This is a genomic window from Sphaerospermopsis torques-reginae ITEP-024 (assembly GCF_019598945.1).
Taxonomy (GTDB): domain Bacteria; phylum Cyanobacteriota; class Cyanobacteriia; order Cyanobacteriales; family Nostocaceae; genus Sphaerospermopsis.
On record NZ_CP080598.1, the window covers coordinates 1,418,428 to 1,432,350 of the forward strand.

A 13,923-nucleotide genomic window follows, 5' to 3' on the forward strand; every position below is an offset into this window, starting at 1 on the left:
TATGTAAATTAGCACCCAAATACGGAGACAAAGACTCTTTTAGTGAAATCAGACATCAGAAAACAGAGTTAAGAAAAAACTTATTTCTCAACCCTAAATAAAAACTAAAAATGAGCTATTGAATTGCCGAATAATTAACCAGGATTGGGTAATAACTGCAAACAACGGTAAGCAGCAGCATAAATATCCTGGTAAGGACAAGAACTATTAATTGCAATCAAAATTCTGCGGCTACTGACAGTAATCAAAGCCCCTAACTTCAACAACTTGGTACGGATAGTTCCAACTTGAGCATTCTTTAATTCCGTCTTCACCAAACATTTATTTCGCAAAGCATTCATCAAAACATAAGCAATAGAAGAGAACCACAAACGTAATTGATTACCCGCAAATGTATGGGTACTGGTTCTATCACTAAACAGTTCTAACTGTTGTTCCTTAAACCGATTTTCCATCTCACCTCTGGGACAATACTTTTGAGTATAAAGTTCACCAGGAGGTATTTTATTTGTGGGAATTGATGTGACAACAAAGCGAACATTAGTTCCGTTTGACCCATGTTCGACTTTGGCAACTACACGACGAGGATGACTACAAGAAGTAATAGTTTGATAATTTATAGACCGATACCAAATGGAATTGTCAATGAGTTGAGATGCCATTTCTTTGAGTTGAACATCTGGGGTAAATAGGGTTTCTAAAAATGAAACTACTTTAAACAGCTTCTGCTCAAACTCTTGCTGGGCTTGATTTTGAGTATTTTTTGTCATTTTGATTAACCGACTATTTTGTGGCATCCCAAATACATATTCTACTCCCCTTTGTAATTCACACCAGTTCATGATGTCTTCTCTGGAGTAAGCACTATCTCCTCGCACGAATATTTCTACGTTTTTCCATTCTGTTCTTATTTGTTTAATTACTCTCTGGAGTTCTGATAATGCCCCTTCTGCTGGGTCTACGTTTGACGCTCTTAATTTGGCTGCTAATAGATGTTTTCCACAGAATATATAAAGTGGTGCATAACAATATGCTCCATAATATGTGTTGAAAAATACTTGTTCTTGATTCCCATGTACTAAATCATCGGTTACGTCTAAGTCTAGGATTATTTGTTTCGGTTCACTAGAATATGATTCTAGGAATATTTTCACAAATAATTTTTCTATTTCTGCGGTAGAATGTCCGATGCGATGATATCTACTTTCTGCTCCCTGTTCTATGTTTAGAGGACAATGTTCTAACCGATTTAATGTACTTTTTGAAGCTAATGTTACTGGTTCTTTTTCTTGCCCTATTCTTTTTCCTACTGCTATGGCAAACATGGGGTCATGACGTAGTTCTTCATGGTCGTTTAGGTCTTCATATCCCATGATTAACCCATATATTCTTTGTGCTATTAGGTCTTCTATCGAATGTTGTCTTTTATTTGGTTGCCTGTAATCTTGGAAACATTGTGCTAGTCTTGCTGTGATCTGTAGTTTCCTGTCTATCTCCGCAATTAAACTTAGTCCTGCATCTGATGTTACTTTCCCACCTTGGAAATTTACTACTACTGGGCGGGTTTTTTCTCTTTCAAATTTGAACTGTTTTGGTGTACAATCTGTTGATACTTGGGTCATACTTTATAACTGTTGAAATGGTTTCTACATATACATTTTCTCAGTTTTTGACCCTTTTTTTCTTTTTCTTTGTGAGAAATCCGGGTTAAAAATGCTTAATGGTGTGGTGTCAACTTAATCAAAAAATGGCTGATCTGTTAGCTTCCACACCCGCCCAGAAATGAATTTCAGGGCTAATAACCAAAGTAAACTAAAGTTTACTAGAAGATTTTTTCTGTATTTAGTCATCTTTAGATGACTTTTGCTATTAGACTGGGAATTCATTCCCAGTCGGGTTATGGTTTAGTCAAACTCATAGATTACAAATGGGAAGAACTAGAGCAAAGCAGCAATCTCTTTGCTATATTAGTAATGGCACATTTAAAAACCAAAACTACTACCAACAAACTCACAGATAGGGAGCAGTGGAAATGGCAATTAATTAGAAGTTTATATGAGCGAGGTTTAAGCAGATATGACATTGAAAACCTCTTTATATTTATTGACAAAATGATGTCATTAACTCAGGAATTGCAACAGAAATTGCTCACCAAAATAACCGAGTATGAAAAGGAGAGAGAAATGCCTTTTTTAACACCCACTGAAGAAATTTTCCTAGAAAGAGGCGAAAAAAAAGGTCGCAAACAAGATATTATTAAACTTCTGCAAGTCAAGTTTGGTGATGTTCCCGAAATACTGAGCAAAAATATTCAGAAGATTGATGATCTAACCGCTTTAGAAGAATTATTTGTATCATCAATTACGATTACTTCTTTGGAAGAATTTACCAATTTAGTTAATTCTAAATTACCAACATCACAAGAGTAATAGTAGAAAAAACAGAGGTAGAGAAATATAGAATTATCTTGAATTATAATAAATTTATTTCTCTACTTCCTTACCTCTTTAAATTTTCTAATTACTTTAATTTGGTGTCAAACCTGAAAGCAAGATATCTGTTTTTATCAATAAATTACAGATCCAAAAAATTCGCCATTTATAATCTATGAATTATGATTTTTGAAATATGAATAAAGAGAGAGCGAATAGATCCCCGACTTCTTGAAAAAGTTGGGGATCTGGCTATGTATCGCTTCCCACTGTTGATCTTGACTCTCACTCACCCCTGATACATAGAATGTCTATTTTGTCAACCCACCTTTTTACAAGACATGAATCAACCTCTCATTTCACCCGAAAAAAAGTTTACGAAATCACTGCTTTTTTTCTATGCAGATTTTGAGCATTTCTCAAATAACGTAAAATCAAGGGTTTTGGCTATATCTAAACCTTGTTTTTACTAAATGACATACTAAGCCTTGATTATGAAATTTTGAAAAATTATAGCAAATCGCCGAAAGTATTGCAAGATCGTGGATAAATAAAAATAATTCTCAAGTAATTGTTAAGAAAATATAAAGAGGAAATTTCTAAAGTTAGGAATATTTAAACTATTAATAGTATTATTATAACTTTAAATTATAACTCAATTAACCAACAAAGTTAAAATCAGCTTTTTTGCAGTCTGCTTTTATATATTATAGGGATTTATTAAGGCTAAAAATATACGAGTTTTGAAAAAGCGAGATTAATTCTAACTTTGCGCCTTTGCACCTTTGCACCTTTGTACCTTTGCGCGCAATCTGGATCAAAATGTGGTTCATTTACCTGAAAATAGCTGTAAATAGAAAAAGATTAAATAAACCCATGACACAACCAAACCTACTCCCTATTCCTCCCCACTTCCACCCCAGTAAAGTCGGTGAAATATACCGCGTACCTTATCAACAACTAGCATCTGAAGCAGAAGCATGGACAAAACAATATAATATTCCCCCAGCAGCAACCGATAAAAACCGCATTTGTCTATTATTAATAGATGTCCAAAACACCTTTTGTATTCCAGAATTTGAATTATTTGTAGGTGGAGAAACTGGAACTGGTGCTGTTGATGATAACAGAAGATTGTGTGAGTTTATTTATCGCAACTTGGGAAGAATTACCAAAATTATCCCCACCTTAGATACTCACACAGCAATGCAAATTTTCCATCCGATTTTTTGGATCAATGCAAATGGAGAACATCCCACACCAGCAGCAACTAATATCACTTTCGCAGATATTGAAAAAGGGATTTGGCAAGTTAACCCAGCAGTTGCTCATAGTGTGACTAATGGAGATTATGAACTTCTGAAAAAACAAGCTGTTCACTATGTTAAACAACTAGATAAAGATGGTAAATATCCCTTGACAATTTGGCCTTATCATTCTATGTTAGGGGGAATTGGTCATGCTTTAGTTTCCGCAGTGGAACAAGCAATATTTTTTCATAGTATTGCTCGTCAAAGTCAAACCCAATTTGAATTAAAAGGAGAAAATGCTTTAACAGAAAATTATTCTATTTTACGTCCCGAAGTTTTAACAGGATTTGATGAAAAACCAATTGCACAGAAAAACACAAATTTGATTAAACAACTTTTAGAATATGATGCAGTGATTATTACAGGACAAGCAAAAAGTCATTGTGTGGCGTGGACAATTGACGATTTATTAACAGAAATTCAACAGGTAGATAGCACCCTGACAAATAAAATCTATTTGTTAGAAGATTGCACCTCACCTGTTGTTGTACCGGGAGTTGTTGACTACACAGAACAAGCTAACTCTACTTTTGCTAAATTTGCAGCAGCAGGAATGCACATGATTAAATCAACAGAATGGGTAATTGGTAATTGGTAATTGGTAATTGGTAATTGGTAATTGGGAAGAATAAACTTTTGCCTCTTACTTCTTGCATTATTACTGTCACCTGTCACCTGTCACCTCTCCTCTATTTCAAATATTTTTTTGGATCTTTTGCAGTCCAACCAAGGGGTTCATTAGCACGAATTTCAAAATGTAAATGTGGTTCTCTAGAAGTTGGTTGACCTGTAGCACCAACAGTTCCTAATATGTCACCTGGTTTTACATTTTGTCCCAGTTTAACTTGTATGGTTTCTAATTGAGCGTAACGAGTTTGTAGTCCACCTGCATGATTAATAATCACTAATTTTCCGTAGCTGGCTTGATCTTTAGCAAAGACTACAATCCCAGGAGCGATCGCTTGCACAGATGTACCAACTTCTGCTACTAAATCTACACCACTATGAAAAAAAACTTTACCTGTAATCGGGTGAATTTGCCACCCATAAGGTAAGGCTACATTTGTAGAATTAGCTAAAGGATATCCGGTTATACTTGCTGATGATGCAGTTTGTACAGGAGAACTAGCAATTATCCGATTTTGTCTTTCTCTCATTCCTGGTAAAACAGGAACAAAAACAACTCTGGGGTTTTGTTGACAACCATTAATTTCAAACAATGTATCTGGACGAACTTTGTATTTTGCTGCCACTTGTCTCCAATTTTGACCACTGGGAACTTGTACCACAATTCCATCAAAGGGGGGAATTTGCAATTGAGTACCAGGTGTCAAAGTACCGTTATTAACAAAGGGATTCATGTTAATAATTGTTTCTGGCATGAGCTTATATCGCTCGGCTATGCTATCTAAAGTCTCACCACCAGTAACTTGATGTTTTTGAATTCTCGATAAGGCTGGAGTTGGACAACTTGGTACTGCATTCGCGCTTTGCAGTTGTAGCATTGTGGAAATTAGCCCCAAGCTGCTAATTAAGCTACAGAGAAACATTGGACGATAGCGAAAAGTCATGTCAACTAAGAAAGAAATAGCTAATTCTAGATTTTAGTTGGGGAATTTTCAAGATGGGATCATTTTTTTGCTTGACCGATAATTCTTTCATGGTATAAGTCCCCAAACTTAACCCCAGAGTCAATTCAAAATCCAAAATCCGAAAACTGAAGATGATCCCAAATAATGTATTCAATTTCTGTTAACTAATCTGTTCACTTATCATTTACTTGACTAAACTTAGAAATTAGTAATGTAAGCATTCAGCTATCAGCAGTCAGCAGTCAGCTTTTTCCAGCTTACTTCCAAACCCACTATTTGATTATCTACTGATTGATCAAACATTTCCACCTATACCTCCTGCCTCCAGCAAAGCTGCCTCCTGACTCCTTTACGGACGAAGCATTCGGGCAATCAATTATCAATTTTCGTCCAAGGCTATTTTCCGAATGCTTCGCCCCTACGACTCCTGACTCCTGAATTCTTACCTAGTAACTGTCTGACTGTGATCGCAATTATTCGTAATTAACTAATATCTAATATGAAGTTGTCCATAAAGCAATTAGCAGTTTATCTGTTTTTAGTGGCTATGGGTGGTAGTCTGGGTGTACTTGGTAGTCGATTTTTGCCCAGTAATGGTTCGTTTCAAGAGTTGAAAAATGTTACAGCGGCTTTACCTTCAGAATCTGTGATTACCTATCCTTCTAAGGGCTTGCCTAATTCTTCTGGTGGCGATAATGTAAATTTTATTGCTGCTGCTGTACAAAAAGTAGGTCCTGCGGTTGTGCGAATTAATGCTACTCGTAAAGTAGCAAATCCAATTTTTGACGCTTTGAAAAATCCTGTATGGCAGCGTTTTTTTGGTGAGGATGAAGAACCAATTCCCCAAGAACGAATTGAGCGCGGTACTGGTTCAGGGTTTATACTCAGCGAAGATGGTCAATTATTAACAAATGCTCACGTAGTCGCCCAAACAGATACGGTATTAGTCACCCTCAAAGATGGTCGCACTTTTGAAGGTAAGGTGGTGGGAGTTGATACTGTCACCGATGTAGCAGTGGTCAAAATTCCTGCGGATAAATTGCCTACCGTTAAATTAGGTAATTCACAAAACTTAATTCCTGGTCAGTGGGCGATCGCCATTGGTAATCCTTTAGGTTTAGATAATACCGTCACCATTGGTATTATCAGTGCCACCGACCGCACCAGCGCCCAAGTAGGCGTTCCCGATAAGCGAGTTAGTTTTATTCAAACCGATGCGGCAATTAACCCTGGTAATTCCGGTGGACCGCTTTTAAATGCCCAAGGTGAAGTGATTGGCGTTAATACTGCCATTCGTGCCGATGCTCAAGGACTGGGTTTTGCTATTCCCATTGAAACCGCTGCCCGCATAGCTCATGAACTATTTACCAAAGGAAAAGCAGATCACCCTTTTTTGGGCATTCAAATGGTAGACCTTTCACCGACCAAAAAACAGCAATTGAATCAAGACAATACACTCAACATTCAGCCAGATGTTGGGATTGTGATTAAGAAAGTTCTCAAAAATTCACCGGCAGAGGAGGGAGGACTGCTCCCCGGAGACGTGATTCAAAAAATCAACGGTAAACCAGTGAAAATTACAGCCCAATTGCAGAAAATGATTGATTCAAGTCAAGTCGGAGACATTTTCAAAATTGAAGTTAACCGTAATGGCAAAATTCAAACCTTTAAAGTACGCTCAGGAACTGAGACCCCAAATTAGTTATTAGTACAGGCGTAGTTGATCACGTCTGTACTCGAAACTATTGATTAGACAAATGCTCTAATTGCATTCTTTGTTCCATCTGCCGCAGAAAATAACCAGTCATCATTGCTGATGCTAACAGTCCTGCGAGGTTATCTCGGTCTGTAGTAACTTGCACATTAAAACTCTCTCCTGGGAGCATTCCTACCAGTCCTTGGACATTTTGGGAAATGATTTGTTTAATTTCTGGACTGGCAGACTGGGCTACACGGGCTAGAACGTCGGGAGATTGATGCTGTAAATATTTCAATAACTGATTCGGATTTTCCCCCAAGTGTTCGTTCAGAAGCTGATGAGTGTGTTCCTCAGAGTTGTTATTCAAAAAATCAGGATCAAACACCATTGGCAATTCTTCTTAGCTTAGTTGCTAATTCTACTTTAAACCATATCACAAGCCTAGCGCATTTATCAGAATAGGGAACAGGGAACAGGGAATAGGGAACAGGGAACAGGTAAAGAATTTTCTCCCCATCACCCCATCACCCCATCTTCCTAGTCACCAGTCACCAGTCCCCAGTCACCCATCACCTGTCCCATCTAACTCTAGTTCTAATTGTTGTTCTTTGTCGGTTTTGGGAATAATTTCGGGAAGTTGATCAATTTGGAAATATTGGTGAAATTTTGGCGTGACTTGTAATGAATATGACCGGGATTCATTGTCTCGTCGTTTACGCACAAATCCTAATTCTACCAGTTCAGGAACGTGCTGATATACACCTGAACCCCGCAGTTCTATTAACTCACTTTGCAAAATGGGACTGTTAAGAGCGATCGCTGCTAAAGTCCGTAAAGCTCCCACACCCAACTCTACAGGGATCAAAGTCTGTACTAAATCATGAAAATCTGACCGCAGTTGCAAACTATAACCATTTGCGGTTTCGACAACTTCTAGCGCACTATCTCGACGGGCATAATTATCCATCAGTTCAATTATACCTTCTTCTGCTGTATGGCGATCGCACCCAGCATACTCGGCTATTTCACTCACAGACAAAGGTTTACCCTTTAAATACAAAATCGCTTCTATTTTGATTGCTATGGCTATATTCTTGGACATATTTAAAAGTTATAGGAATCAGGAGTCAGGAGGCAGGAGAATTTTAGATTTTAGATTTTAGATTTTAGATTGGATTCATGAAATACAATCCAAAATCAAAAATCCAAAATAAAATCACCAGTCCCCAGTCCCCAGTCCCCAGTCCCCAGTCCCCAGTCACCTGTCACCTGTCACCTGTCACCTGTCACCTGTTCCCTGTGACAGAGAATAAATTCTGCGATCGCCAAATCTTGAGGAGTTGTCACTTTCAAATTAGTCTCCTCTCCTGGTACTATCCGTACTTCAATCCCGCATTTTTCCAACAAAGCGGCATCATCTGTCACTTCCCAACCTTGACGCACACCCTCAGCATGACATTCTTTTAACAACTTCACATCAAATCCTTGGGGAGTTTGCGCTGCCCAAAGTTGCTCTCTGCTAGGTGTACTTTGAATTATGCCACTTTCCCCCACAACTTTCATTGTATCTTTTACAGGTATAGCCGCAATTAACCCTGGACAATGAAGAATAGCTGCTGCACAAGCATTAAATAAGTCCGGTGTAGCTAAACATCGCGCCCCATCATGAATTAATACCTGTTCAGCATTTTCTGGTAATGCCTGTAATCCGTTATAAACCGACTCTTGGCGGGTAGCACCACCAGGAATAAACTCCACAGGTTTAGTTAGCTTTAAATCAGCCAAAATTGCCTTAAAGTCCTCCCAGTCATGAGGTTGGGAAATAATTCCGATCCAACTGATAGCACTAGCAGCTTCCGCAGCTAACAAAGTCCAAGCAATAAGAGTTTTTGAGCGAACCTGTAATAACAGTTTATTGCGGTCAGCACCCATTCTTTTACCGCTACCTGCGGCCGGAATTAATAAATACACAACTTTCCTCGATGTTTTAAATAGCAGGAGGCAGGAGGCAGGAGGGAGGAGGCAGGAGTCAGGAGTCAGGATAAAGTATTTTCTTCTCCCTAATCACCAGTCCCCAATCACCAATCACCAATCACCAATCACCAATCACCAATCACCAATCACCAATCACCAATTACCAATCACCCATTACCAATTACCATTCCCCATTTCACCTAAAATAAGGACGATAAGCTTCAATAAATATATTATTTATGCGAGTAGTAGCTTTTGCACCTGGTTCAATTGGCGACCAAGTTCTTTTTTTCCCCACTTTGGATGATCTCAAGCGTTCCTATCCTGACGCTTTGATAGATGTCGTTGTGGAACCCCGGTCTAAGGCTGCCTACCGAGTGAGCAAGTCAGTTCACGAGGTATTGACCTTTGATTACAAGGATCGTAATAGTTTAGCAGATTGGGGTAACTTGGTGGGAACAATCCGCGATCGCGAATATGATGTTGCCATCACTGCTGGAGAAAGTTGGTTTGTCGGTTTGTTTCTCTGGTTGACTGGTATTCCCACTCGCATTGGCTTCCAAGGTAGTGGTGCAAATTTTCTCACCAATGTTGTATCTCCCAACACATCCCAATATATACCCTCCATGTATCATGATTTGTTGCAACCTTTGGGAATCAAGACACCTTGCCCACCGTTAGCAGTAAATCTACTGAAACCAGATATTGAATGGGCGCAACAGCAACAAAAACGTTTGGGTATCAATGACACAGGTTACATCCTGATTTATGGCGGTTCTGGTAAGTTGTCCCAAATCAATGGTGCTGATACCAGCTATCCTGTAGCTAGTTGGCAACAAATTATTCAAGATTGTCAACGCAAACAACCAGATTTACCAGTGGTGGTTATTAAAGAAACTGAGGATGATAAATTTGTTTCTTCCCTGGTGCAATCTTGTCCCGGTATTAAAGTAATTGCCATTGATGATGTGGGCAAATTAACTGCCATAATTGGTGGAGCAAGTTTAATGCTTTCTCTCAACAGTGCGCCCCTACAAGTGGCTGTAGCTGTACAAACCTATACTATCGCCCTACTTGGTTCTACAGACCCAGGAAAGATATTACCAACCAGTGATAAATTCCTCGCCATTAAATCCCCCACTGGCAAAACCGCTGACATAGCACCTGCAACCGTCTTAGAAAAAATCTGGGGCGGTTAACTATTAGTTTTAGATTTTAGATTTTGGATTTTGGATTTTGGATTGATTGAAAAATCTAAAATCCGAAATTTATATAGCAGATGACAAACATTCTAACTCCTGACTCTTGGGGCAACCACAGGGGGATTGCCCCTACTGACTCCTGACTCCTAAATTCCTATCTTTTTTCAATCATTTCAAAAAAGCCATCTTCTAATTCATAGCCCAAGACTTGCGCGAAAGATTTAAGTCGGAATGGTGTAGGAATACTTTGTTGTTTTAGCCAATCACTTAAAATAAAAATTTTGTGCATCAAAAAGATTTCTAAGGCTTCAGGGTTGTACTGTATACCTTCTTTTTTAATAAACTGATGGGGTACTAGCATAGCAGCATAACGGGCTAATTCCCCAGCTTTCCAATCTAGTAAAAACGGCAACCAGGGATATTTGGCATCTAAACGCACAAACCACAACCTGACCTCTGGAATTTCCGAAAGCTCCCGTGGATCATTTGCTTCCCGTGAGTAATTGATTTCAAAGCGCAATTGCTGTTCCTGGGATGTAATGGATTCCTCTTGCAGCAATGGTTCAATTACCTTTAATGCAGGTGACAAATCTAGATTATTTATAGAGTCGTTATGAAGGCTGATTGTGATTGTCATTGACTTTTTTGGCTGCTTTTTTGATTGCTCAAATGTGGTATCCAGAATCCACAGTAGCAGTTTTTAGGCATTAATGCTACTTTATCAATTGATAATTGACAATTGATAATTGATAATTGTTTCATTCAAGGTTTAAAACCTCCCCTTTCAAGGGGAAAAAAGAGCAAAATTCCGATTTTTCAATCCTCTCCCTTCAAGGGAGAGGTAATTGTCAATTGTTCATTGTTAATTGTCCATTATTGAATGTGCTATTTTTTCTATTTTGCGTAGTTGTACTATTGACATTTGATAATTTTATATACATTTTCCCAAACTACAACCCCCTCACCTGGACATTTATGGTCTTGATAAGCTAAAGTTGTAATGAGTTTGTTTTAGAGTTAAGATGTAATTAATTATAAAATAACCCAAAACCAAACCGGCTCAAACCTGTAGTTAATCAAAGATGTCAGTATCAAATACACAGGATAAGCAAAGAATATATTGTAAATATGTAATATACCTGCGTATAAAAATCAACATTTATTTCATTAAAGCAGAAAACTATTCCTACAGTTCCTACAGTTAAAACTGAAATATGCAAAAACCAGCTATTTCTACAAAAGCAATTCGTTCTTTAGAAGATGCTCTAGATCGGTGTCAAATACTAGGTATGCGTGTTAGCCGCCAGCGCCGATTTATACTAGAATTACTATGGCAAGCTAAAGAACATCTTTCCGCTAGAGAGATTTACGATCGCTTGAACCAACAAGGTAAAGAGATTGGCCATACTTCTGTTTATCAAAATTTAGAAGCTCTATCCAGTCAAGGTATTATTGAGTGTATTGAACATTGTGATGGGCGGTTATATGGTAATGTGACTGATGCTCACAGTCATGTTAACTGCTTAGATACAAATCAAATTTTAGATGTGCATATAGAAATACCAGAAGAATTGATCCAGCAAGTTGAGGCACAAACCGGAGTGAAGATTAGTGGCTACACCATCAACTTTTTTGGACACCGTAACTTACATCCAGATCACAATGGTCATTATCATCAGCAATAAATTAAAGTGACAAAAACAGGTGAAAATAGGAATGACTCAGCTGGGATGACTGCGGTTTTTTGGCTGGGAAAAAATTCCATTTTTATTTGACCTGACTATGAGCGATCGCCCTTTAAGTAGTTTAAATTTACAATTATTATTAATTGACCCAGACCCCATCTTTCGTCTAGGACTAAGGGTAGCTCTAGAAACAATCCCCCACCTACAAGTAATAGCCGATGTTCCCACCGATACCGCAGCCTTACAGGTTTTAGCGGAAATTGTAGCACCTGATCAAAACCAAGTCAATCTAATAGTTTTAGAATTAGGAAATGGCAGTTCTAGCGAATCTCAACAGCTAGGGTTACAATTTTGCAGACAACTTAAAGCTTTATACCCTCATATACCCATTTTGTTGCTTAGTTCTATATCTACACCAGAACTGTTATCAGCAGCAAAAAATACAGATGTAAATGGCTATTGTCCTAAAGGTATATCTATTTCTGAATTAGTACCCATCATGCAAGAAATAGCATCAGGTGGTTACTATTGGTTAGGATCAACAGGAATAAATTCCCCTTTATCTCATTTACCTTTTGCCAGACTCAGAAATAATATCAGGTTAACAGGAATTAATCATATTAATAATAATCTGTCCGCAGTTACCGCACAATTAAAAATTCCTGGATTACCATTATTAGATAAAGCTATTCTTGCAGGACAAAGAAGAGAACTTTTAGCAGCGCGTTGGGTAGTAAATAACTTATTGTCTGCACCAGAAGAAAGACAAGAAATACAAAAATCTCAACCATTACCGCTACCCATTTCTTACTCAAATAGCGCCATTAGTAAAGCAGAATCACAACAAATGGAAACTGTTATACCGCCTTTACTGAGTCCAAAAGCACTACAATCTATAATATTTACATCTTGTACTAATAAACTCCAGTTTCCTTTACAAAATCTGACAGACATACCTTTAGAAATTGATATTCTGCGTGAAGACAAAAAAAGAGAACTTCTTTATATCATCTTACAAAAAGTATCTCAAAAATTAGATGATCTACGTAGCTCAAAAGTCGAAATTCAACAAATACCTGAGTTAAAAAATCAGATTCTCAATAATTTATGGGAATCAGCAATTACCGAATTTTACGGTAAATCTTCCCGGATAAATGTCGGAGATATCAATATAGAAATAGTCACTTTTTTATTGAAAAATGCAGCAGGTGTAGAAACTGAAATCCTCAATAAAATTCCCTTAGTCGAAGACTTGTTTTCTTATCTCCTTTGGCAAACAGATTTATATGTTGATAATATCTCTTATTCCGCAGGAACTGAACCTGCAAATTCTCAAGCATCAATGATTTTAGAGAATGTACTAATTCAAGTTGCTAATGGTGTATTACAACCATTGCTAAATTCCTTGGCAGATGTAGAAACCATCAAACAAAATTTTTATGATCGTCATTTAATTTCTACAAGAGAAATTGAAAGATTTAGAAATAATTTATCTTGGAAATACAGATTGAATAATTATGTGAATGAAGCCCAGGCAATTTTTGAAAGTCGCTATGAACTATTTGTATTTGCACCTCGTGGTATTGCCAAAATATCAATTTATTCTCCTCGTAACCAAGAGTTAGCAAAACTGTCTGGAGTTCCTTTAGCGGTTACATTACTGTTAGAATGTCGGGATGCGATCGCACCTCGGTTACAATCTCTATTATCTTTTTTCGGTAATGGAATTGTATTTGTATTAACACAAATCATTGGTCGTGGTTTAGGTTTAGTTGCCCGTGGTATTCTTCAAGGTATTGGTAGTGTTTCCTTAACAGAAAAAACTTTAAAACGTAATAGCGACAAGCAAAACAATAACGAAGGTAGGAGGCCGTTTTTGTAACGGGGATTGATCTATAAGAGACTATTCTTAGCCGCTGCTAATTTTTCCTCCTGACTCCTGTAAGGGCGTTCGCGAAGCGTGCTGGAAGCATCAGCATTCGGGCGATAAATTATCAATTTTTATCACAGGTTATTTTCCGAATGCTTC

12 protein-coding genes are annotated in these 13,923 nt (G+C 37.7%); 6 read left to right on the forward strand and 6 right to left on the reverse strand.

The window, feature by feature from the left end; translation table 11 throughout:
• Positions 1-134: 134 nt before the first annotated feature.
• The gene (locus tag K2F26_RS06510; protein WP_220610819.1) at positions 135-1,622 is read right to left on the reverse strand and encodes an IS1380 family transposase; all 1,488 of its coding nucleotides are present in this window, start codon (positions 1,620-1,622) and stop codon (positions 135-137) included.
• Positions 1,623-1,856: 234 nt separating this feature from the next.
• Between K2F26_RS06510 and K2F26_RS06515 the strand changes: the two genes are divergently transcribed.
• Both K2F26_RS06515 and K2F26_RS06520 read left to right on the forward strand, forming a co-directional pair.
• A complete protein-coding gene (locus tag K2F26_RS06515; protein ID WP_220610820.1) occupies positions 1,857-2,429 on the forward strand; it encodes a hypothetical protein in 573 nt (190 codons plus the stop codon).
• Between the two features lie 879 nt (positions 2,430-3,308).
• The gene (locus K2F26_RS06520; protein WP_220610821.1) at positions 3,309-4,340 is read left to right on the forward strand and encodes an isochorismatase; all 1,032 of its coding nucleotides are present in this window, start codon (positions 3,309-3,311) and stop codon (positions 4,338-4,340) included.
• Positions 4,341-4,431: 91 nt separating this feature from the next.
• Here the strand turns inward: K2F26_RS06520 and K2F26_RS06525 are convergent, their stop codons facing one another.
• A complete protein-coding gene (locus K2F26_RS06525) occupies positions 4,432-5,313 on the reverse strand; it encodes a LysM peptidoglycan-binding domain-containing M23 family metallopeptidase (RefSeq protein ID WP_220610822.1) in 882 nt (293 codons plus the stop codon).
• Positions 5,314-5,833: 520 nt separating this feature from the next.
• Between K2F26_RS06525 and K2F26_RS06530 the strand changes: the two genes are divergently transcribed.
• Complete coding sequence (locus K2F26_RS06530; RefSeq protein ID WP_220610823.1) at positions 5,834-7,036, forward strand: HhoA/HhoB/HtrA family serine endopeptidase; 1,203 nt, start codon at positions 5,834-5,836, stop codon at positions 7,034-7,036.
• Positions 7,037-7,076: 40 nt separating this feature from the next.
• Here K2F26_RS06530 and K2F26_RS06535 read toward each other — a convergent pair whose 3' ends face one another.
• The 3 genes from K2F26_RS06535 to ispD all read right to left on the reverse strand — a co-directional run bounded on the left by K2F26_RS06535 (position 7,077) and on the right by ispD (position 9,004).
• Positions 7,077-7,421, reverse strand: a complete 345-nt coding sequence (locus K2F26_RS06535; protein ID WP_220610824.1) for a DUF760 domain-containing protein — start codon at positions 7,419-7,421, stop codon at positions 7,077-7,079.
• Positions 7,422-7,595: 174 nt separating this feature from the next.
• Positions 7,596-8,135, reverse strand: a complete 540-nt coding sequence (gene scpB / locus K2F26_RS06540; protein ID WP_220610825.1) for an SMC-Scp complex subunit ScpB — start codon at positions 8,133-8,135, stop codon at positions 7,596-7,598.
• A gap of 170 nt (positions 8,136-8,305) precedes the next feature.
• On the reverse strand, positions 8,306-9,004 hold the full coding sequence (ispD, locus tag K2F26_RS06545; RefSeq protein ID WP_220610826.1) for a 2-C-methyl-D-erythritol 4-phosphate cytidylyltransferase: 699 nt from the start codon (positions 9,002-9,004) through the stop codon (positions 8,306-8,308).
• A gap of 242 nt (positions 9,005-9,246) precedes the next feature.
• On the opposite strand from ispD, the gene K2F26_RS06550 reads away from it, so the two are divergent.
• The gene (locus tag K2F26_RS06550) at positions 9,247-10,206 is read left to right on the forward strand and encodes a glycosyltransferase family 9 protein (protein WP_220610827.1); all 960 of its coding nucleotides are present in this window, start codon (positions 9,247-9,249) and stop codon (positions 10,204-10,206) included.
• A 157-nt stretch (positions 10,207-10,363) separates the two neighbouring features.
• Here K2F26_RS06550 and K2F26_RS06555 read toward each other — a convergent pair whose 3' ends face one another.
• Positions 10,364-10,846, reverse strand: a complete 483-nt coding sequence (locus K2F26_RS06555) for a CRR6 family NdhI maturation factor (protein WP_220610828.1) — start codon at positions 10,844-10,846, stop codon at positions 10,364-10,366.
• A gap of 577 nt (positions 10,847-11,423) precedes the next feature.
• On the opposite strand from K2F26_RS06555, the gene K2F26_RS06560 reads away from it, so the two are divergent.
• Both K2F26_RS06560 and K2F26_RS06565 read left to right on the forward strand, forming a co-directional pair.
• The gene (locus tag K2F26_RS06560) at positions 11,424-11,894 is read left to right on the forward strand and encodes a Fur family transcriptional regulator (protein WP_220610829.1); all 471 of its coding nucleotides are present in this window, start codon (positions 11,424-11,426) and stop codon (positions 11,892-11,894) included.
• Positions 11,895-11,991: 97 nt separating this feature from the next.
• The gene (locus K2F26_RS06565) at positions 11,992-13,776 is read left to right on the forward strand and encodes a DUF3685 domain-containing protein (protein WP_220610830.1); all 1,785 of its coding nucleotides are present in this window, start codon (positions 11,992-11,994) and stop codon (positions 13,774-13,776) included.
• The last annotated feature ends 147 nt before the right edge of the window (positions 13,777-13,923 follow it).